The sequence below is a fragment of the Sphingomonas aliaeris genome (assembly GCF_016743815.1).
In the GTDB taxonomy this organism is placed as follows: domain Bacteria; phylum Pseudomonadota; class Alphaproteobacteria; order Sphingomonadales; family Sphingomonadaceae; genus Sphingomonas; species Sphingomonas aliaeris.
The window spans coordinates 2,285,258-2,305,704 of record NZ_CP061035.1; the positions used below are offsets into that span (position 1 = coordinate 2,285,258).

Consider the following 20,447-nt stretch of genomic DNA (forward strand, 5'->3'; position numbering starts at 1 on the left):
TGTGGGGCAGACAGTTCAGATCGCGGGCGCGACTTTCGGTTGGCTGGGCATCGCCGCCGCCGCGATCGGCATCGTCTATCAGCTCATCGGTGCACATGCCCTGCTCCGCTTTTTCTCTGCCCCGTCGCCCGCCCCCCAGCCCGATCGGGGGCGCGACGATGCGGTCACATTGCTGAAACCGCTCTATGGCCCCGAACCAAGACTGCGCGAAAACCTCGCTACATTCCTGAACCTGGATCATGCCGGGCCGGTGCAGATGGTGTGCGGGGTGCAGCGCGCCGACGATCCGGCGATAGCCGTCGTCCACCAATTGCAAGCCGCCTATCCCGACGCCGATATCGCGCTTGTCGTCGATCCCGCCTGTCACGGTGCCAGCGGCAAGGTCTCTAACCTGATCAACATGATGGCAGCGGCGAAGCACGACGTGCTGGTGATGAGCGACAGCGACATCGCGGTCCGCCCCGATTATCTCGCACGGATCCTGACTGCGTTGGACCAGCCGGGCGTCGGCGCGGTCTCCTGTCTGTATCGCGGACGCGGCGATGCCGGTTTCTGGTCGCGGTTCGGTGCCGCCGGCGTAACCTATCAGTTCATCATCGCCGTCGTCATCGCGGTCACGTATCGGCTCGCCCAGCCGTGCATGGGCTCGACCATCGCCTTGCGCCGAGAAATGCTGACGGCGATCGGCGGGTTCGAGCGTTTCGCCGACACGCTCGCGGACGATCACGCCATCGGGCAGGCCGTGAACGCGACCGGCGCATCGGTCGTCATCCCCCCGATGATTATTACGCACGCCTATGACGAAACATCGCTCCTTGCGTTGTGGGGGCACGAACTCCGCTGGAGCGCGACGGTGCGCGACATCGCCTTCTGGCCCTATGCCGGCGCGATCGTCTGCAACCCCCTCCCCCTCGCGGTGCTGGCCTGCCTGTACTGGCCCGTCGCCGGTTTTTGTCTGGTAATCGCAACACTTTGCGCAAGATGGCTGGTCGTCCGCGCCGTCGACTCCACCACCGGCGGCCCCGTCGGCCCGTTATGGATGGCATGGCTCCACGACCACTTCGCCTTCCCTATCTTCTTCGCCACTTTCTTCACCCGCACAGTTGATTGGCGCGGCCGCACGCTTAAAATGACAGGGAATGGCCAGGTTTCGGGCCGGGAGAAATCCGCATGACGCTCCGCACCTTGTTCCTGCAAGCTCCCTCCTTCGACGGGTATGACGGGGGTGCGGGCGCCCGGTATCAGATGAAGCGCGAGGTGAAGTCTTTCTGGTATCCGACCTGGCTCGCGCAGCCCGCCGCACTGGTGGAAGGATCGAAGCTGATCGACGCACCCGCGCACGACCAGAGCTGGGACGATATCAAGCATGAGGTCGACGACCGCGATCTCGTCGTCCTGCACACGTCCACGCCCAGCTTCCGTCAGGACATCCATACCGCGGAACTGATCAAGGCGCGCAACCCCAACATCATGATCGGCCTGATGGGCGCGAAGGTCGCGGTTGAAACGCAGGCGTCGATGGAGGCCTCTCCCGCGATCGACTTCGTCGCGCGCAACGAATTCGACTTCACCATATTGGACGTCGCCAACGGTATGCCGTTGCGCGAAGTGGATGGCATATCGTGGCGCGACGACGACGGCACGATCATCCACAACCGCGATCGCAAGGTCGTCGAGGATATGGACAGCCTGCCGTTCGTGTCACCGGTCTACAAACGCGATCTGGTGATGGAGAAGTATTTCGGCGGTTATCTGCTCCACCCTTATGTCAGCTTCTACACCGGGCGCGGGTGCAAGAGCCGCTGCACGTTCTGCCTGTGGCCGCAAACGGTCGGCGGGCATAATTACCGCACACGGTCGATCCCCCACGTGATCGAGGAGGTGAAATACGTCATGCGGGAAATGCCGCAGACGAAGGAAATCTTCTTCGACGACGATACGCTGACGGACAATCTGCCGCGCGTGGAAGCATTGGCACTCGAACTCGGAAAACTCGGGGTCACCTGGTCCTGCAACGCCAAGGCAAACGTCCCGTACAAGACGCTCAAAATCCTGAAGGACAACGGCCTCCGACTGCTTCTCGTCGGTTACGAAAGTGGCAATCAGCAGATCCTGCACAATATCAAGAAGGGCCTGCGCACCGACGTCGCGCGGCAATTTACCAAGGACTGCCACGCTCTCGGCATCGTCATCCACGGCACCTTCATTCTCGGCTTGCCCGGCGAGACGGAGGAAACGATCGAAGAGACGATCAACTATGCCAAGGAGATCGATCCGCACACGATCCAGGTGTCGCTGGCTGCGCCCTATCCCGGCACGTTCCTGTTCAAACAGGCGACCGAAAACGGCTGGTTCGACGGCACCGATCATCTGCTGACGGATGACGGAAACCAGATTGCCCAACTCAGCTATCCGCATCTTCCGGCGGCGTTGATCTTCGACAAGGTCGAGGAATTCTACAAACGCTTCTATTTCCGACCGTCGAAGATCTGGTCGATCGTCAGCGAGATGCTGCGAGACTGGAATATGATGAAGCGCCGCTTGCGGGAAGGCGTCGAGTTCTTCGACTTCTTGCGTCGCCGGAAAGAGGCGAAGGCTTGAACGAGGACTTTAATTCCCGTTCCGATCGCTTCAACGGGCCACGCCCCGGTTCGGAACGAAAAACCCGAGACCGAACTTAAACCCACGTTCCCAACGTACGTCCTGCGAAAGCGCAGAAGGGGCAATCGGTAAGGTGGATCCAGTCCGATCCCGTGCTTTCTCCCCGGAACTCGTCCGGGGAATCGAATGCTTGGGCAGAACCGACGGGCATCACCGCCGTTCCTGCCCCAGCCGGCCGATCAGCAGCCGTTACGACGGTTCTGAGCAGCGTCGTTCTTCTTGTCGAGATGGCGTCCGAGCAGACCGCCGCCGACCGCGCCCGCGATCGTCCCAACGGTACCACCGCCAAGGACGTTACCCACGACGCCACCGCCCACTGCACCGGCAACGGCACCCGTCGTGCCGCTGCTCTTCTTGCAACGATAGTAACGGCGATGATAACGGCCATCCTTGCCCTTGTAAGTGCGGTACTCGCGCGACTGGGCGGAGGCGGTGGGCGCTACGACCATCGCGGGGGTTGCGACTGCGACCATCATGGCTGCGGCGATAAGCTTCTTCATTGGGGTTCTCCTGGGTAATCTCCCCCGTATAAAGCCCATCGCCGATGTTTGTTTCATGAACGGATCGTTTTGGCTGTGGCAAGGTTGTGCCGCACCGGGAATGTCCTGCTAGGAGGGTCCGGTGGAACATGCCGCCCCCTTACCCCGACGGTTGATCGTGACAGCCGACGATTTCGGCGCCTCGGTGTCGGTCAACGAAGCGGTCGAGATCGCACATCGCGACGGCATCTTGACGGCGGCAAGCCTGATGGTCGCGGGGGATGCAGTCGATGACGCCGTTTCTCGTGCCAAGGCGATGCCTGCTTTGGGGGTCGGCCTGCATCTCGTTTTGGTCGAGGGCCGCCCCGTCCTGCCGCCGGAAAAGATTTCGGATCTGGTCGACGCGAGCGGGCGATTCGGTACCAACATGGTACGAACCGCACTTGCGATCGCGCTGAAGCCCGCCGCCCGACGCCAACTCCGCGCCGAGATCACCGCACAATTCGATGCCTTCGCCGCGACCGGCCTTCCACTCGATCACGTCAACGCGCACAAACACTTCCACTTGCACCCAATGATCGCCAACGCGGTCATCGAGATTGGGCGCAACTACGGAATGAAGGCGGTCCGCGCGCCATTGGAGGCGGGCGCGCCGGGGATCGAACGTTGGTGGGCGGCGCGGCTGCAACGGCGCCTGCGAAAAGAGGATATGCTCGTACCCGACCGGGTGATCGGGCTGGCCTGGACCGGCGCCTTCGATACGCCACGGATGCGCGAAGCGCTCGACACGCTCCCGCCCGGACTCACGGAAATCTACACGCATCCCGCCACGACGGACGACTGGAACGGTGCCGCCCCCGGCTATCGCTACCGTGACGAACTCGCCGCCTTGACGGACGTTCTTGCGAAGGCCTCGATTCAGCGCGATGGAGTGATGCATGGCAACTTCTCTCGCTTCACGGACGCATCCTGATCTCGAACCGCTGACGATCTCCCCCGCCAGTTTCGAGGCACCACCCCCGCCCGGCCAACGTATCCGGCTGGGGTCGCCGGAACATCGCAGCCTTTTGTCGCGCATGATGCTCGACTCGCACGATGCCTATCGCCCCGCTCTGATCCACTGGCCCGAACTGGATGACGAGACGCGCAATCGTATCGTCAGCCTGCCGATCTGGGACATTGCGGTCCAGACCGAGGGTCGCGCGTCGATGAACGTGAAAACATTCAACGAACGCATACAGGACCCGCTGCTGCACGAGGCGATCGGGATGAACGCCTATGAGGAACGCAGGCACAAGATCGTGCTGGCCGACATGGTCCAGGCCTACGGCATAGAACTGGCACCGGAACCTGATTATGTCCGGCCGCGCGACCCGGAATTCGCCTTCATGCGCACCGGCTATTCGGAATGTATCGACAGTTTCTTCGGGTTCGGCTTGTTCAAGCTGGCCAAGGACACCGGGTTCTTTCCCGACGAACTGATCGATACGTTCGAACCGGTGATGCGCGAGGAAGGGCGTCATATCCTGTTCTTCGTCAATTGGGTGGCGTGGTGGCGTCGAACCATGCCGTGGTGGCGACGCCCCCTGTTCGAAGCCAAGGTGCTGCTTGTCTGGTTGTTCCTGATCGGTGAGCGGATCAGCATGGCGAAGGGGATGGGCGCCGACAATACGAAGGCGCAGGAGAATAACTTCACGCTGAACGGGTCGAAGGAACTTGGCGTCGAGGTCACCTTCCCCGAACTCGCCCGCATCTGTTTGGCGGAGAACGATCGTCGTTTGGGCGTGTACGATCCAAGGCTGATCCGGCCGAAATTCGTGCCCGCGATGATGCGACTGGCGTTGAAGTTCGCAGGCAAGCCCAAACCGGCACCACAGGGAGCCGCAGCCTGAGCGGATATGCCCGCGTCGGCATATTGCTGGCGACGCTGGTCGGGCTGGCGGCGGCGGTCTGGGCGTTCGGATCGACGGGCTTCGCAAACGTCCTTGAAGCGACTGCACGGATCGGATCCGGCGGGTTCGTCCTGTTCTGTCTCTATTCGCTGGCCAGCTTCGTGCCGCTCGGCGCGGCGTGGCTTGCCGCGGCACCGGGCGAACCGGGGTCGCGCCTGTGTCTCTTCACCTGGGCACGCGTGTTGCGCGAGGCGGTAGCGGACCTGTTGCCATTCTCGCAGATCGGCGGGATCGTGGTCGGCACCCGGTCGCTGATGCAAAAGGGGATCGCGCCCACGCGCATCTATGCCTCGCTGGTGGTCGATATGACGACCGAAATGGCGGCGCAATTGGTGTTCACTCTGTTCGGACTCGCCTTGATGGCGTCTATCCTGATGGGCCACGACGCGGCGGCGTTACGTCCACTCATTCTCGGCGGAACGGGCATAATGATCGCGGTAATGGCATCCTTCTTCATCGCACAGCGTCCGGCGCTGGCCCTCGCGGAACGCATTGCGGGGCATTTCCTGCCCGGCGCGGCGGGAACGATGGCCGGGCTGCTCGAAACGTTGCGAGCGACCTACGCGGATCGCAGCCGGGTGATCGCGGCGTTCGGCTTCAACCTGCTCGGCTGGATCGCCAGCGCATTCGGCGCATGGCTTGCCCTTCACATGATGGACGTCCGCATTTCAGTGTGGTCCGTGCTGTCGCTCGAAAGCCTGATTTTCACATTGCGCAGCGTCGCTTTCGCGATCCCTGCCGCGATCGGCGTTCAGGAGGCCGCCTATGCGCTCGCCGCACCCTTGTTCGGCCTGCCAGCGGAAACGGCGCTCGCACTGTCGCTCGTGAAGCGTGCGCGCGAACTGATCATCGGCCTTCCGACTCTCCTCCTGTGGCAGGCGCAGGAAGCGAAGGCGGTCGTGGCGGCGCGGTTGCGGTAGGGCGCCGCTGGTCCGCTCGTACGTAAAGTTCGATAGCGGAATAACCTGCTGCGGCCCACCACCCGTTCGCCGCGAGCTTGTCGAAGGGCGTGTATCAGGCACAGGCGCTTCGACAGGTCCCGCACGCACGGCAGGCCGATGTTACCCTGCCTGCTCGACTGCTTCGCTTGCCTCCAACCACGCGGCCTCCGCTGCTTCCAGCTTCGCCGCCACGTCGGCGCGGCGTTTGGAAAGGTCCCCCATCGACAGCTTCTTCAGATAGCTTTCCGCCTTGGACGGATCGAACATCGCCTGATCGAGCGTGCGCAGTTCCGCGGTCAGCTTGACGGTCTTCGCCTCGGCTTCCTGCGCGGACTTCTTCAGGTCCGCGCTCTTCTCGCGCGCGGCGGCCGCAGCCTTCTTGTCTTTCTTGCCGAACTTCTGGCCATCCGACTTGGGCTGGTTCTTGCCCAGGATCAGGTCGGTATAATCTTCCAGACTGCCGCCATACTCGTTCGCCTGCCCGCCATCCACCAGCACTAGCCGGTCGGCGGTCAGCTCGATCATATGGCGATCATGGCTGACGATGACGACCGCGCCATTATAGGCGTTCAGCGCCTGCACCAGCGCCTCGCGCGCATCGACGTCCAAATGGTTCGTCGGCTCATCGAGAATAAGCATGTGCGGCGCATCCCGCGTGATCAGTGCCAGCGCGAGCCGCGCGCGCTCGCCACCGGACAGCTTTCCAACTTTGGTCGTCGCCTTTTCACCCGAGAAGCCGAAACGCCCAAGCTGTCCGCGCACCGCGGCGGGCGTCTTGCCCTTCATCAAATGGGTCATGTGCTCGACCGGCGTGTCCTCGGTATCGAGTTCCTCGACCTGATACTGCGTAAAGTATCCGACGCGCATCTTGCCCGACACCGCGATGCTGCCGTCCATCGGGGTTAGCTGTGCCGCAAGCAGGCGCGCCAGCGTCGTTTTGCCGTTGCCGTTCCGCCCAAGCAAGGCGATCCGGTCGTCGGGATCGAGCCGCAAATTCAGTCGCTGCAGGATCGGCTTGTTCTCGGTATAGCCGACGCTTGCCATGTCGAGCGTGACGAGTGGCGGGCGCAATTCCTCGGGGCTGGGGAAATCGAACGACAGCGTCGGATCCTCGGCCATGGATGCGATCGGCTGCATCTTCGCCAGCATCTTCTGGCGCGACTGCGCCTGCTTGGCAGTCGATGCGCGTGCGGAATTCTTGGCGATATATTCCTGCAGCTTGGCACGCTGGGCGTCCTGCGACGCCTTCGCCGCCGCCAGCTGCGCGGCGCGTTCGGCGCGCTGGCGCTCGAAAGAATCGTAGCCGCCCGAATACAGAAACACCTTCCCGCCCTCGAGGTGCAGGATGTTGTCGACGACGTTGTTCAGCAGATCGCGTTCGTGACTGATGATCACGATCATGTTCGGATAGGCTTTGAGAAAGTTCTCCAGCCACAACGTCGCTTCTAGATCGAGATGGTTCGACGGCTCGTCGAGAAGAAGCAGATCGGGTTCGGAGAACAACAACGCCGCAAGCGCGACGCGCATCTTCCAGCCGCCAGAATAGCTGTCGAGCGGCCGGTTCTGCATCTCCTCGTCGAAACCCAGGCCGACCAGGATGCTCGCCGCGCGCGCTGGCGCGGTATAGGCGTCGATCGCCATAAGCCGTTCGTAAACCTCGCCAAGGCGGTCCGGGTCTTCGCACGTCTCGCTTTCGATCAGCAACGCCGCGCGTTCCTTGTCGGCCTCCAGCACGGTATCGATCGGCGTGGTCTGGCCGTGCGGCGCTTCCTGCTGGAGGTACCCGATACGCGTCTTTTTCGGCATCTCGATCTCGCCGTCGTCCGGCTCCAGCTGACCGATCATCACCTTCATCAACGTCGATTTGCCGGCGCCATTGCGCCTGATCAGCCCGACGCGGCTCTTGGGCGGCAACGAAGCACTCGCGCGGTCGAGGATCATGCGGCCGCCAAGCCGCACCGTGATACCATTGATATTCAGCATGGGCGCGCCCCTAGCACAGCGTGTCGCTTGCCCCAAGAGGCGTAGATGTGCGTTAGGGACGCATGAGGAATCGAGTATGAGCGTAGCGTTTCGCCGGGAGAGCGACGAAGAGCATCTGGAGCCGAAATTCGAGCGCCCGATCGCGCCCGGCCCAAATCTGGTCACTGCGCGGGGGCTGAAGATGCTGGCGCAGAAAGTGTGCGAAGTCGAAGCTGCGGTGGATGCGGCGACCGCGGACGCGGAGCGGGACGCGCTCAAGCGGGAACTGCGCTACTGGCATACACGCCAGACGACGGCCGAACTCGCGCCCGTCCCGCAGGACGGAACGGTCGGTATCGGATTGCGCGTGACGATTCGGATGAACAAGGCCGACCGCACGATCGAGATCGTCGGCGGTGACGAGGCCGATCCCGTCGCGGGACGGATCGGCTTTCAGGCGCCGCTGGCACAGGCACTGATCGGCGGCGAAGTCGGCGAACGGGCAGAATTCAACGGCATGGAGGATGCGATCGAAATCCTCGCCATCGAGACGATAGGAGACTGATATGGCAGAGACGTTCGCTCGCCACCGCCAGCCGTGGAAACAGGATGAGGTGCAAAAACTGCATACGCTGGCCAAGAAGGGCATGGGGCTGAAGGCCATTGCCAAGGCGCTGACCCGTACCGAGGAATCGGTAAAGGACAAGGCCAAGGAAGACGGACTTAACATCGCGAAACTGCGGTAGCGTTCTCTTGCCACCTTCTACGCCCTATGACGCGATAATCCTCGGCGCCGGTGCCGCCGGACTGATGTGCGCAGCCGCAGCCGGACAGCGCGGCAAGCGTGTGATGCTGGTCGATCATGCGGACCAACCGGGAAAGAAGATCCTGATTTCCGGTGGCGGACGTTGCAACTTCACCAACATCCACACCACGCCCGACCGCTACATTTCCGCCAATCCGCATTTCGCCAAGTCGGCGCTCGGACGATATACCGCACACGATTTCATCGATCTGGTCGATCGTCATCGCATCGCCTGGCATGAAAAGACGCTGGGCCAGCTGTTCTGCGACGGATCCGCCAAGCAGATCGTCGCGATGCTCATCGACGAATGCGATCGCGGGGCGGTGGAATACGCACTCGGCAAGCCGGTAACGGCCATCGATCATGCCGACACTCTGTTCCGGGTCAGGGTCGGCGATCGCGAGGTATCGGGAACCGCGCTCGTGCTGGCGACCGGCGGCCCCTCGATCCCCAAGATGGGCGCGACCGGATTCGCCTATGACGTCGCGCGACGGTTCGGGCTGAAGATCGTCGAACCCCGCCCCGCTCTCGTCCCGCTGACGCTCGGCGGAGACGAGACCCTGTTCCGCTCCCTCTCTGGCGTCGCGACCGATGTGGTTGCGAAATGCGGCAAGACCGCGTTCCGGGAAGCGGCGCTGTTCACGCATCGCGGCCTGTCCGGACCCGCCATCCTGCAGATTTCGAGCTATTGGCGATCGGGCCAGCCGGTAGGTATCGACTTTGCTCCGGATCAGCCCGGCGGCTGGCTTGCGGCTGCGAAACGGGCAAAACCACGCGGACAGTTCGGCGCGGCGCTGGCCTCCGCCCTGCCCTCCAGACTCGCCGAGACTTTAGCCGAACGCCTTGCAATCTCGGGCGAACTGCACAACATCAAGGATGCCATCCTGACCGAAGCGGAACGCCGCCTGTCGGACTGGCGCTTCACCCCCAACGGCACCGAAGGCTATGCCAAGGCCGAGGTCACGGCGGGTGGAATCAGCACGGCAGACCTGTCATCGCAAACAATGCAAGCCAAACGCGTACAAAACCTGTATGCGGTCGGCGAAGCGGTCGATGTCACAGGGTGGCTGGGCGGCTACAACTTTCAATGGGCATGGGCGAGCGGATGGGCCGCGGGCCAGTCCATTTGACTGCCTGACAACCCCGATGCGCGATCGCCGTGGTGGCGCCGCATCCCATTTGATTTGAGAGATCCATGCCTTTTTCAGCACTACCCCCGCTTCTTACCGAAGCGCTCACCGAACGCGGCTATGCCGCCCCCACCCCGGTTCAGGCGGGCGTATTGGAACCCGAAGCGATCGGCCGCGACCTGCTCGTGTCTGCGCAGACCGGCTCCGGCAAGACGGTCGCCTTCGGTCTCGCAATGGCCGCGGAACTGCTGGGTGAGGACGGCAAGCTGCCCCAGAAGGGGCCGCTGGCGCTCGTGATCGCACCGACGCGCGAACTGGCATTGCAGGTGAGCCGCGAACTGATGTGGCTGTATGCGAAGGCCGGTGCGCGCATCGTCACCTGCGTCGGCGGCATGGACGCGTCGAAGGAACGCCGCGCGCTGAACCACGGCGCGCATATCGTCGTCGGAACACCGGGCCGTCTGCGCGATCACCTGGAGCGCGGCGCGCTAGACCTGTCGAACCTGCTCGTCGCCGTTCTGGATGAGGCCGACGAAATGCTCGACATGGGCTTCCGTGAGGATCTCGAACAGATTCTCGACGGCACGCCGAACGAGCGCCGGACGCTGATGTTCTCCGCAACGATCCCGAAGACGATCGCGGCGCTCGCCAAGCGGTACCAACGCGATGCCCTGCGCATTTCGACCGTCGGCGAGGATCGCGGGCACGGGGATATCCAGTATCAGGCCGTGACCTGTGCACCCGCCGATATCGAGAATGTCGTCGTCAACCTGCTGCGCTTCCACGAGGCGGAAACAGCGATGCTGTTCTGCGCCACGCGCGACAATGTCCGCCATCTGCATGCCGGGCTGACGGAACGCGGGTTCAGCGCCGTCGCGCTGTCGGGCGAGCATAGCCAGAACGAGCGCAACGCTGCGCTTCAGGCACTACGAGACCAGCGTGCGCGCATCTGCGTCGCGACCGACGTCGCCGCACGCGGCATCGATCTTCCGACGCTTAGCCTCGTCGTCCATGTCGAACTTCCCCGTGACGCCGAGACGTTGCAGCATCGCTCGGGCCGCACTGGTCGCGCCGGCAAGAAGGGCACCGCGATCCTGATCGTTCCCTATCCGCGTCGCCGCCGCGTCGAGGCCATGCTGAAGGGCGCGCGGATCAACGCCGACTGGATCAATCCGCCGACGCTGGAGGATATCCGCGAGAAGGATCGCGAGCGCTTGCTGTCTACCCTGATGGAAGAGGTCGAGATCGACGACGACGATCGCGCACTCGGCGCCAAGCTGCTGGAGACGAAGAGCGCCGAGGATATCGCCGCCTTGCTCGTCCGGTCGCATCGCGCACGTATGCCGGTCGCGGAGGAGCTGATCTCGTCCGCGAAGGAAACCGGCGGAGCGCCGCGCAACGACGGGCACCGCGAAGGCTTCGAGGATATCGTCTGGTTCCGCATGGATATTGGGCGTCGCCAGAATGCCGATCCGCGTTGGCTGCTCCCACTGATCTGCCGCCGTGGACACATTACCAAGAACGAGATCGGCGCGATTCGCATCGCAGCGACCGAAACGATGTTCCAGATACCGCGCGCACTCGCCGGCAAGTTCGCGGCTTCGGTCGCGCGCACTGCGAACTTCGACGGACAGGACGAAAATGCGGTCCGCATTGAGTCAGTCGATGGCGAGCCCCGCACGGCGGAACACAGGCCGCGCTTGACCCCGAGCGCACGCCCGAGCGGCCCGGCCCCAACGCGTCACAAGCCCAAGACGTTTCGCCGGACGAATGACCGGGCACGGTAACAACTGGATGCGGACGGTCAGGCTCGGATCCGGCTCCTCGGTAGCCGGTACGGCATGACCGTCCGTATCCTCGTCGATGGCGACGCGTGTCCGGTAAAGGACGAGATCTACCGCGTCGCCTATCGCACCGAAGTCCCGGTCACGATCGTTGCAAACAGCCATTTTCGGATACCGGCTCACCCGCTGATCGACCGGATCGTCGTGAGCGACGGTTTCGACGCGGCCGACGACTGGATCGCGGAGCATTCCGACGCCGCATCGATCGTCGTGACCGCCGACATATTACTTGCGGATCGCTGCCTGAAGGCGGGAGCGACCGTATTGTCCCCGACCGGCAAGCCGTTCACCAACGCATCGATCGGCGGCGCAATCGCAACGCGGGCGATAATGGCCGATCTGCGTGCGGGGGGCGACGCGATTGGCGGGCCGGCACCGTTCTCGAAGACCGATCGGTCGCGCTTTCTGTCCGCACTCGATCAAGCTATCGTCCGCTCGAAGCGTCGCTAAAGAATCGGGCCTTGCATCGGCGCGGTCATTAGGCTCGTTCAGGAACATTACAGACTCGTTGGTGTTTTGTGGGCTTGCGCGCGCAAGTTTTCGACCCTGCCGACGCAATCTCGGACCGGTGGGATATCGAATGCTGTTGAGTGAGCAGATGCCTTTAGGAGCGCGTCGGACCGGCGCGATCACCTCGATCTCTATCGGTCTTGCTTTGTCCCTCGCGGTATCCGCGTGCGGTGGGAAAACGGAAAAAAACACCGGACGCGAAAAGGGTACCCCGGAAGTCGGCTATGTCGTCGTACAGCCGACCAGCGTTCCGATCACGATCGAACTCGGCGGCCGCACCACGGCCTATCAAAGTTCGGAAGTACGGCCTCAGGTCTCCGGTATAATCCGCCGCCGGCTGTTCACGGAGGGGTCTATCGTTCGAAAGGGCCAGACCCTGTATGAGATCGATCCCCGCCTTTATGTCGCCGCGACCAATGAGGCGAGCGCAAATCTGGCCAGCGCGCAGGCGAATGCCGAAGCCACACGGGTAAAGGCGGATCGATACAAGCCGCTCGCCGATATCCAGGCCGTTGCGAAACAGGACTATACTGACGCCGCCGCACAGGCTCGGCAGGCGGCCGCGGCGGTCGGGCAAACGCGGGCGGCGCTGGAAACGGCGAGGATCAACCTGCGCTTCACGAGCGTGCCCGCGCCGATTACGGGCCGGATCGGTCGGTCGCTATTCACGGAGGGCGCGCTGGTTACCGCCAGCCAGACGGATCCGCTGACGACGATCCAGCGTCTCGACCCGATGTTCGTGGATATCCAGCAATCCTCCGCCGATCTGCTCGCGTTGCGGCGCTCGCTCGCGTCCGGCGGCGCCGCTCCCGCAAGCGCCGTCGTGCGACTGCAGTTGGAAGACGGCAGCGATTACGGCCAGACCGGTACGGTCCAGTTCTCCGAGGTCATGGTCAACCAGGAGACGGGGACCGTCACGTTACGCGCCAGCTTTCCCAACCCACAGGGTTTGCTGCTCCCCGGCATGTTCGTGCGGGCATCGTTCGCGCAGTCGATCGACATCAACGCCTTCCTCGTGCCGCAGGCCGGCGTGACGCGTGACGCGAAAGGCAATGCGACGGTTCTGCTGGTCGGTGCGGACGGCAAGGCGATCCAACGCAGCGTCACCGCATCGCGCGTCGTCGGACAGAACTGGGTCATCACGGGTGGTTTGAAGCCGGGCGACAGGGTGATCACCGAAGGCACTGGCAAGGCGAAACCCAATCAGCCGATCAAGGCAGTCCCGGTCGGCACGAAACAAAATCTGACCCCGCCGAAACAGGGGGACAAGAAAGACGCGTCCGCCGGCCAGACTAAGGGCTGATCGGCACCATGTTGTCGCGCATATTCATCGACCGGCCGATCTTCGCCTGGGTCATAGCAATCATCATCATGATGGCGGGCCTGGGCGCGATCTATTCGCTGCCGATCGAACAATTCCCTGACGTCGCGCCACCTCAGGTGAACATCCGCGCGACCTATCCCGGCGCCTCGGCGGAAACGCTCGAGACCAGCGTTACGCAGGTGATCGAACAACAACTGACCGGGATCGACGGGCTACTGTATTTCACCTCCCAGTCCAGTTCGCGCGGACAGGTCACGATTGCCGCAACGTTCCAGAAGGGCGTCGATCCGGACATCGCGCAGGTTCAGGTACAGAACAAGGTGCAGCAGGCGCTTTCCCGCCTCCCGAGCCAGGTTCAGCAGCAGGGCCTGACGATTACGAAATCCAACCCGGACTTCCTGTTGATCGCTGCGATCTACGACACCACCGACCGCACGACGAACCAGGATGTTTCCGATTATCTGGTGTCCAACTTCCAGGACTCGATCGGTCGGATCCCCGGCGTCGGCGATACCAATGTTTTCGGCGCGCAATACGCGATGCGGATCTGGCTCAACCCGGACAAGATGGCGAGCGTCAGCCTGATCCCAAGCGATGTCATCGCAGCGATCACCGCGCAGAATGCCGAGGTCGCGGCAGGCGAAATCGGTGGTGCGCCGAACGGCCCCAATCAGGTCCTGAACGCCACGGTCACAGCGCAATCGCGTCTTTCCACGCCGTCTCAGTTCGCCAACATCATCCTGAAGACGCAGACGGACGGCTCGACGGTTCGCCTGTCCGACGTGGCGCGGGTCGAATTGGGATCGGAGAATTACGGCACGATCAGCCGCATCAACGGTCATCCGGGCGCCGGTATCGCCGTCAGCCTCGCTCCCGGCGCCGACGCACTGGGTACGGCCGAACTGGTGAAGCAGGAAGTCGAGCGGCAATCGAAGAACTTCCCCACCGGCTACGCCTATACGTTTCCACAGGACTCGACGGCGTTCATCAAGCTGTCCGTCGAGGAAGTGGTCAAGACGCTGATCGAGGCGATCATCCTCGTCGTGATCGTCATGTTCGTCTTCCTGCAGAATTGGCGCGCAACGTTGATCCCCACGATCGCGGTGCCGGTGGTGCTACTCGGCACGTTCGGGATCTTCTATCTCGCCGGCTTCTCGATCAACACGCTCACCTTGTTCGGCCTGGTCCTTGCGATCGGCCTGCTCGTCGATGACGCGATCGTCGTGGTCGAGAATGTCGAACGTCTGATGGACGAAAATCCGGACATGTCGCCGCGCGATGCGACGATTGAATCGATGAACGAGATCACGGTCGCGTTGATCGCCATCGCTCTCGTTCTGTCCGCGGTGTTCCTGCCCATGGCGTTCTTCGGCGGATCGACCGGCGTCATCTATCGGCAGTTTTCCATCACGATCGTGTCGGCGATGGTGCTGTCCGTGCTGGTGGCGCTGATCCTCACGCCGGCGCTGACCGCGACCTTGCTCAAGAAGCGCGCGGATACGGAGAAGCGCGAAAGCTGGTTCTCGCGTAAATCGCAGCGGGCAAAGGATTGGTTCAACACCACTTTCGACCGCACCACCGAAAAGTATGTCGATGGCGTCGCACGTGTGGTCGATCGCAAATGGTTGTTCTTGCTGATCTATGCCGGCGTGGTGATCATCCTGGCATTGCTGTTCGTGCGCTTGCCCACCGGCTTTCTGCCGATCGAGGATCAGGGCATCGCATCCGTGCAGTATAACCTCGCGCCCGGCGCGACGTTGAACCGCACCACGCTCGCGCAACGCGAGATCGAGAAGTATTTCGTAACGCAGGAAAAGAGCAACGTTAGCTCCTTCCTGACGGTGGCCGGCGGCGGCGGCGGCGCGGGCGGACAGAATTCCGGCCGTGGCTTTATCGCGCTGAAGGACTGGTCCGAACGCAAGGGTACGGAGAATGGCGCGGCGGCAATCACGCAACGCGCCAGCGCCGCCTTGAAGGGGCTACGCGACGTTGAATTCTATGCGACGCAGCCTCCTGCGGTTCGCGGGCTCGGGCAGTCGAACGGCTTCACCCTGGAATTGCAGAATACTGGTGGTTTGAGCCGCGAACAGTTCAAGGCGGCGCGTGACAAACTGCTCGCCACCGCACGTGCCGATAGCGCCCTTGCTTCCGTGCGCCCGAGCGATCTGGACGACCAGCCGACGTTGAAGGTCGAGATCGACCCGTTGAAATTGGCGGCGCTCGGTCTTTCCCAATCCGACGTCAATGCGACGCTCGCGACGGCCTGGGGCGGTCGATACGTCAACGACTTCAACGATCGCGGCCGGGTCAAGCGCGTCTACGTGCAGGGCGACGCGCCGTTCCGATCCTCGCCAGAGGATCTGAGCGAATGGTTCGTACGCGGGAGCGGCGGACAGATGGCGCCATTCTCGTCCTTTGCGAAGATTTCCTGGGGCACCGCGCCACCGTCGCTGACACGCTTTTCCGGCATATCGGCCTATGAGATTTCCGGCCAGGCGGCGCCCGGCACGAGTTCTGGCGAAGCGATGGACAAGATGCAGGAACTCGCCTCGCAATTGACCGGCACCAGCGTCGCCTGGGCCGGCCTGTCCTATCAGGAACGTCTATCGGCCGGACAGGCACCGGTCTTGTACGCCTTGTCTCTGCTGGTCGTCTTCCTGTGCCTCGCCGCATTGTACGAAAGCTGGACGATCCCGATCGCGGTGCTGCTCGTTATCCCATTGGGGCTTGTCGGTGCGGTCTTTGCAGTCACGCTTCGGGGGCTGCAAAACGACGTTTATCTGCAAATCGGTCTTCTGACGACGATGGGACTCGCGGCGAAGAATGCGATCCTGATCGTGGAGTTCGCGGAACAAGCGGAGAAGAAAGGTAAGCGCGTGATCGACGCCGCGCTGGAGGCCGCACGCCTGCGTTTGCGCCCTATTCTTATGACAAGCCTCGCCTTTATCTTCGGCGTGTTGCCGCTCGCCATCTCGACCGGCGCCGGCGCGAACAGCCGCGTGGCGATCGGCACGGCGGTCATCGGCGGAATGCTGACCGCCACGATCTTCGCTATCTTCTACATCCCGCTCTTCTTCGTTCTCGTTCGCCGGGGAACGCGGGACGTGCTGAAGAAAATACACGGCGACAAACCGTCAGAACCGACGCCTTATGATACGAAGCCGGAGCCGGCCGCATGACCAGCAGGATGATCCGCACGTCGGTCCTTACGCCGCTGGTGGCGGCCGCGGCGCTCTCGGGCTGTTCTATGGCCCCGAAATACGTACAGCCGGAATTACCGGTGCCGCCGTCATGGCCGGTGGGGGACGCGTATCTGCGGCAAACGGAAGCGACCCTCCCCAGTGTCACGTATCGGGATATCTTCCGCGATTTACGGCTGCAAGGGATTGTGGAACAGGCGTTGATCAATAACCGCGACCTGCGCGTAGCGGCCGCAAACATTGCCGCCGCCCGTTCACAATACCGCATTCAGCGCGCGGAATTGCTCCCGCAGGTCGATGCGTCGGCCGGCGCCACGCGGAGCTATTCCGGCGGTGGTAACACGAACAGCAGCGGCCTTACGCCTCCGGGTGGATCACGAACGAACTTCAGCACCGATATCGGCATAACGGCATTCGAGATCGACCTGTTTGGGCGGATAAGGTCACTCAGCACCGCGGCGCAAAACCGCTATTTCGCGACCGAGGCGGTGGCACGGGCAACGCGCCTGACGCTAGTGGGCGATATCGCCACCGCCTGGGCAACCTATGGCTATGACAAAAGCCTGCTGAAGATCGCGCAGGACACGGCAGTAAGCGCAGGAAGCAGCGTGCGGTTGACCAAAGCGCGTCTCGACGGGGGCATCGCGCCGAGAACCGATCTTGATCAGGCGCAGCTTGTGCTGGCGCAGGCGCAATCGGATCTTGCCGAGCAGACGACCGCTCTGGCGCAGGACGTCAACGCGTTGCAGGCGTTGGTCGGCGCACCCGTCGATCCGACTCTGCTGCCAACCGATATCGATGATGCGTCGCGCAACTTGGCCGAGCTGCCGGCGGGATTGGATTCGGGCATTCTGCTGCGCCGGCCGGACGTTCTTCAGGCCGAATACGAATTGCGCGCCACGAATGCTGAAATCGGCGCAGCAAGGGCCGAACTGTTTCCACGGCTCGCCCTCACCGCCGTGCTTGGCTTTGCCAGCAACGCTTTGAGCGGCCTGTTTACCAGTGGCGCGTTCAACTATTCGGTCGCCCCTTCCGTAGGATATCCCATCTTCCGCGCCGGCGCCGGCCGGGCCAACGTTCGCCTGTCAGAAGCGCAGCGCGATGCTGCCCTTGCGACGTACGAAAAATCGATCCAGACCGCTTTCCAGGAAGTCTCGGATGCCTTGGCCCGTCGCGGGACGATCACCGACCAAACGCGAGCCGCCCAGTCGTTGGCCGCGGCGGCCGCGGACAATTACCAATTGTCCGACGCGCGGTATCGCGGGGGATCGACACGTTCCTCCAAAGCCTGGATGCCCAACGCTCGCTCTATTCGGCACGTCGGTCGCTGGTCGGTACGCAACTGACGCGGGCAACCAACCTCGTGACGTTGTATCGGGTGTTGGGTGGAGACTCGCTGCTGGAGGCAACTCCGGCGGGGCCGGTTGCGGTCGGCCAAGGCCCTTCCGGGAGCGCGCGGGTGCCAGGAAACCGCTGACCGAGATCAGCCGGCTCTTCCTACCATCGTCCGAAGGCTAAGCCTGCTGCAAAATTGCTGCGCAGAAACGTCGCAAAGGCAGTTGCTTGACGGATCGTCCCGGCGAGTGAAGGATGCCGGGAATGGCGATCCAATCCCCTGACCCCGGCGCGTTCCTGCGCGACATGCTTGGCCAATGGGAAAGCATGGCGAACCAGGTCGGCGGCCAGATGATGAAATCCGGCGAGTTCGCCCGGGCGATCCAGGGTGCGAATGCCGCCACGATGAACGCGCAGACCGCGACGCACCAACTGATGGATCGTGCGCTCGCCGCCGCCAACATGCCGAGTCGCAGCGAGATCGAGGATTTGTCCGCGCGCCTGAAAGGTATCGAGGAAAGCGTCGCCCGCATCGAGGCGATGCTTATGGCGCAAGCCGGCATAGCGCCGCCCGCTCGCCCCAAGCCAAGCCGCAACCGCAAACCGCCGGTAAAGGCGTGACTTTTGGCCCGATCGCCTCGCGAGCCTTGACGAGCAAGTCGAAGCTTGGGCGATGTTGACATGACGGACACCGCCGCCCCGGACGCATTCGATCAAGCCCGCGCGCTGTTCGACCGCACGATCCAGCGCAACTTCAAGGGGCTGGAATATTTCGCGTCCCCTGCCCCGGTACTCGGCGCGAGCCCCAAGGATCTTCTGATCCAGCGCGGCACCATGAACCTGTACCATTATCGCCCGATGACGGACGACGTATACCGCGTCCCATTGTTGCTGGTCATGGCGACGACCAATCGCGGCTATATCTTCGACATGGTCCCGGGGCAGAGCCTCGTCGAGTATCTGCTGAAGGCTGGGTACGATGTATTCATGCTCGACTGGACGCCGCCGCGCGCCGACGAGAAGACGTTGACGCTGGCGGACTATGTTCTCGATTTCATCCCGAGCGCGATCGCGCGGGTCCAGGCGGAAACGGGCGAACAGGATTTCAGTCTGGTCGGGTATTGCTTCGGCGGGGTGCTGTCCCTGTTATGGGCGGCACTGCACCCGGATGCGCCGATGAAGAATCTCGTCTGCTTCACGACGCCGGTCGATTTCTCGCAGATGGAGATGTTTCAATCCTGGTCGGACCGGCGCTTCTTCGACGTCGATCGGCTCGTCGACACATTTGGTAATTGCCCGGCGGATTACCTGTATTCCGCGTTCGACATGCTGAAGCCGGGCGCCAAGATTGCGGGTAACATACGGTTGCTCGACAATATGTGGAATGACGAGTTCGTCAAATCCTTCCGCATGTTCGACCGTTGGGCGACCGATACATTGCCGCTGGCCGGAGAATATTTCCGGGAGACGACCAAGAAGCTGATGTGGGACAATGCGCTTCATAATGGCACGATGGAAGTCGCTGGCCGGCCGATCGATCTCGCCGCGATCGGCGCGCCTTTCCTGCATGTCACGGCGGAACACGACCATATTGTGCCCTCCGCCGCCTCGACGCCACTGATCGAGATGATCGGATCGGAGGACAAGGAACAGGTGACAATGAAGGGCGGGCATGTCAGCCTCGTCGCCGGCGGAAACGCGATCAAACGGCTCTGGCCGAAATTGATCGACTGGCTGGGGGATCGATCCACTTGAGTTATCGTATCAGGCGGTTCGCGCCGACAGATCGCGACGCGATGCTCGCCTTTGCCGAGGGGCTGCCCGAGCATGACCTTCTGTTCCTCGGCCGCGATCTGAAGCACCCCCGGGTCGTGGATGCATGGCAATCCGCGATCGAGGAAGGCTGGATCGACAGTCTAGTTGCGGAGGAAGACGAGCGCTTCGTCGGAACGGCGGCATTGGTGCGCGATCCGTTGGGGTGGAGCGCGCATGTCGGCGAGATCCGCCTGCTCGTATCGCCGACCAAGCGGGGCGCAGGGCTGGGTCGCGACCTGCTCGAGGGCATCTTCGCCATCGCAATGGAACGCAGCATCGACAAGTTGACCGCGCAGATGACGCCGGACCAGATCGGATCGGTGATGCTGTTCGAAAGCCTTGGTTTCCGCGCCGAGGCGTTGCTGAAAGATCATGTCCGCGATCGCAGCGGCAAGTCGCACGATCTGGCGGTGCTGGCCTATGATGTGGCGCGGGTACAGGCACAGCACCGGGCATTCGGGATCGAGGATTGAACATATAGTCACCCGG

General features: G+C 62.7%; 17 protein-coding genes and 1 pseudogene. 16 read left to right on the forward strand and 2 right to left on the reverse strand.

From position 1 onward, the window contains the following. Nucleotide 1 precedes the first annotated feature (1 nt). Both hpnI and hpnJ read left to right on the forward strand, forming a co-directional pair. Nucleotides 2-1,174 carry a bacteriohopanetetrol glucosamine biosynthesis glycosyltransferase HpnI gene (gene hpnI, locus H5J25_RS10705; protein WP_202090805.1) on the forward strand — a complete coding sequence of 391 codons (1,173 nt, stop codon included), beginning with the start codon at nt 2-4 and terminating at the stop codon, nt 1,172-1,174. After that, entirely contained in the window at nt 1,171-2,601 is a 1,431-nt protein-coding gene (gene hpnJ, locus H5J25_RS10710) for a hopanoid biosynthesis associated radical SAM protein HpnJ (RefSeq protein WP_202090812.1), read from the forward strand. The genes hpnI and hpnJ overlap by 4 nt, the downstream gene beginning before the upstream one ends. Nucleotides 2,602-2,840: 239 nt before the next feature. Here the strand turns inward: hpnJ and H5J25_RS10715 are convergent, their stop codons facing one another. Continuing rightward, nucleotides 2,841-3,161 carry a glycine zipper 2TM domain-containing protein gene (locus tag H5J25_RS10715; protein ID WP_202090814.1) on the reverse strand — a complete coding sequence of 107 codons (321 nt, stop codon included), beginning with the start codon at nt 3,159-3,161 and terminating at the stop codon, nt 2,841-2,843. A 157-nt stretch (nt 3,162-3,318) separates the two neighbouring features. Here H5J25_RS10715 and hpnK point away from each other — a divergent pair, with 157 nt between their 5' ends. The 3 genes from hpnK to H5J25_RS10730 are packed head-to-tail and all read left to right on the forward strand — an operon-like array spanning nt 3,319 to nt 6,012. Further along, nucleotides 3,319-4,113, forward strand: coding sequence for a hopanoid biosynthesis-associated protein HpnK (hpnK, locus tag H5J25_RS10720; protein WP_318781292.1), 795 nt, complete (start codon nt 3,319-3,321; stop codon nt 4,111-4,113). Then, nucleotides 4,079-5,032 carry a ferritin-like domain-containing protein gene (locus H5J25_RS10725; RefSeq protein ID WP_202090820.1) on the forward strand — a complete coding sequence of 318 codons (954 nt, stop codon included), beginning with the start codon at nt 4,079-4,081 and terminating at the stop codon, nt 5,030-5,032. Before hpnK ends, H5J25_RS10725 begins: the two co-directional genes overlap by 35 nt. Nucleotides 5,033-5,055: 23 nt before the next feature. After that, on the forward strand, nt 5,056-6,012 hold the full coding sequence (locus H5J25_RS10730; RefSeq protein WP_225883058.1) for a lysylphosphatidylglycerol synthase domain-containing protein: 957 nt from the start codon (nt 5,056-5,058) through the stop codon (nt 6,010-6,012). 141 nt (nt 6,013-6,153) lie between these two features. Here H5J25_RS10730 and H5J25_RS10735 read toward each other — a convergent pair whose 3' ends face one another. Then, nucleotides 6,154-8,016 (reverse strand): ABC-F family ATP-binding cassette domain-containing protein, encoded by a 1,863-nt coding sequence (locus H5J25_RS10735; RefSeq protein ID WP_202090822.1) that lies wholly within the window; start codon nt 8,014-8,016, stop codon nt 6,154-6,156. A gap of 76 nt (nt 8,017-8,092) precedes the next feature. Here H5J25_RS10735 and H5J25_RS10740 point away from each other — a divergent pair, with 76 nt between their 5' ends. The 11 genes and pseudogenes from H5J25_RS10740 to H5J25_RS10790 all read left to right on the forward strand — a co-directional run bounded on the left by H5J25_RS10740 (nt 8,093) and on the right by H5J25_RS10790 (nt 20,431). Continuing rightward, nucleotides 8,093-8,560, forward strand: coding sequence for a GreA/GreB family elongation factor (locus tag H5J25_RS10740; protein ID WP_202090824.1), 468 nt, complete (start codon nt 8,093-8,095; stop codon nt 8,558-8,560). 1 nt (nt 8,561) lies between these two features. Further along, a complete protein-coding gene (locus tag H5J25_RS10745) occupies nt 8,562-8,741 on the forward strand; it encodes a hypothetical protein (RefSeq protein ID WP_055782933.1) in 180 nt (59 codons plus the stop codon). Between the two features lie 7 nt (nt 8,742-8,748). Further along, nucleotides 8,749-9,930 carry a BaiN/RdsA family NAD(P)/FAD-dependent oxidoreductase gene (locus tag H5J25_RS10750; RefSeq protein ID WP_225883059.1) on the forward strand — a complete coding sequence of 394 codons (1,182 nt, stop codon included), beginning with the start codon at nt 8,749-8,751 and terminating at the stop codon, nt 9,928-9,930. A gap of 65 nt (nt 9,931-9,995) precedes the next feature. Further along, entirely contained in the window at nt 9,996-11,717 is a 1,722-nt protein-coding gene (locus tag H5J25_RS10755; RefSeq protein WP_202090828.1) for a DEAD/DEAH box helicase, read from the forward strand. A gap of 54 nt (nt 11,718-11,771) precedes the next feature. Next, nucleotides 11,772-12,224, forward strand: a complete 453-nt coding sequence (locus H5J25_RS10760) for a YaiI/YqxD family protein (RefSeq protein ID WP_202090830.1) — start codon at nt 11,772-11,774, stop codon at nt 12,222-12,224. Between the two features lie 148 nt (nt 12,225-12,372). Continuing rightward, on the forward strand, nt 12,373-13,587 hold the full coding sequence (locus tag H5J25_RS10765) for an efflux RND transporter periplasmic adaptor subunit (protein ID WP_202096307.1): 1,215 nt from the start codon (nt 12,373-12,375) through the stop codon (nt 13,585-13,587). A gap of 8 nt (nt 13,588-13,595) precedes the next feature. Continuing rightward, nucleotides 13,596-16,787: an efflux RND transporter permease subunit gene (locus tag H5J25_RS10770; protein ID WP_202090832.1), complete on the forward strand. Its 3,192-nt coding sequence runs from the start codon at nt 13,596-13,598 to the stop codon at nt 16,785-16,787. Nucleotides 16,788-16,795: 8 nt separating this feature from the next. Then, nucleotides 16,796-18,285 (forward strand): annotated as a pseudogene (locus H5J25_RS10775) (efflux transporter outer membrane subunit). Between the two features lie 122 nt (nt 18,286-18,407). Then, nucleotides 18,408-18,764 carry a poly(R)-hydroxyalkanoic acid synthase subunit PhaE gene (locus tag H5J25_RS10780; protein ID WP_202090834.1) on the forward strand — a complete coding sequence of 119 codons (357 nt, stop codon included), beginning with the start codon at nt 18,408-18,410 and terminating at the stop codon, nt 18,762-18,764. Nucleotides 18,765-18,824: 60 nt separating this feature from the next. Continuing rightward, complete coding sequence (locus H5J25_RS10785; protein ID WP_202090836.1) at nt 18,825-19,898, forward strand: alpha/beta fold hydrolase; 1,074 nt, start codon at nt 18,825-18,827, stop codon at nt 19,896-19,898. Continuing rightward, a complete protein-coding gene (locus H5J25_RS10790) occupies nt 19,895-20,431 on the forward strand; it encodes a GNAT family N-acetyltransferase (RefSeq protein ID WP_202090838.1) in 537 nt (178 codons plus the stop codon). Before H5J25_RS10785 ends, H5J25_RS10790 begins: the two co-directional genes overlap by 4 nt. Nucleotides 20,432-20,447 lie beyond the last annotated feature (16 nt).

Excerpts from the sequence above, each read along its gene's own strand:
- H5J25_RS10735 (WP_202090822.1), bottom strand. The coding sequence starts at position 8,016 with ATGCTGAATATCAATGGTATCACGGTGCGGCTTGGCGGCCGCATGATC.
- H5J25_RS10755 (WP_202090828.1), top strand. The coding sequence starts at position 9,996 with ATGCCTTTTTCAGCACTACCCCCGCTTCTTACCGAAGCGCTCACCGAA.
- H5J25_RS10785 (WP_202090836.1), top strand. The coding sequence starts at position 18,825 with ATGACGGACACCGCCGCCCCGGACGCATTCGATCAAGCCCGCGCGCTG.
- H5J25_RS10715 (WP_202090814.1), bottom strand. The coding sequence starts at position 3,161 with ATGAAGAAGCTTATCGCCGCAGCCATGATGGTCGCAGTCGCAACCCCC.
- H5J25_RS10740 (WP_202090824.1), top strand. The coding sequence starts at position 8,093 with ATGAGCGTAGCGTTTCGCCGGGAGAGCGACGAAGAGCATCTGGAGCCG.
- H5J25_RS10765 (WP_202096307.1), top strand. The coding sequence starts at position 12,373 with ATGCCTTTAGGAGCGCGTCGGACCGGCGCGATCACCTCGATCTCTATC.
- H5J25_RS10770 (WP_202090832.1), top strand. The coding sequence starts at position 13,596 with ATGTTGTCGCGCATATTCATCGACCGGCCGATCTTCGCCTGGGTCATA.
- H5J25_RS10780 (WP_202090834.1), top strand. The coding sequence starts at position 18,408 with ATGGCGATCCAATCCCCTGACCCCGGCGCGTTCCTGCGCGACATGCTT.
- H5J25_RS10745 (WP_055782933.1), top strand. The coding sequence starts at position 8,562 with ATGGCAGAGACGTTCGCTCGCCACCGCCAGCCGTGGAAACAGGATGAG.
- H5J25_RS10725 (WP_202090820.1), top strand. The coding sequence starts at position 4,079 with ATGGCAACTTCTCTCGCTTCACGGACGCATCCTGATCTCGAACCGCTG.
- hpnJ (WP_202090812.1), top strand. The coding sequence starts at position 1,171 with ATGACGCTCCGCACCTTGTTCCTGCAAGCTCCCTCCTTCGACGGGTAT.
- H5J25_RS10760 (WP_202090830.1), top strand. The coding sequence starts at position 11,772 with ATGACCGTCCGTATCCTCGTCGATGGCGACGCGTGTCCGGTAAAGGAC.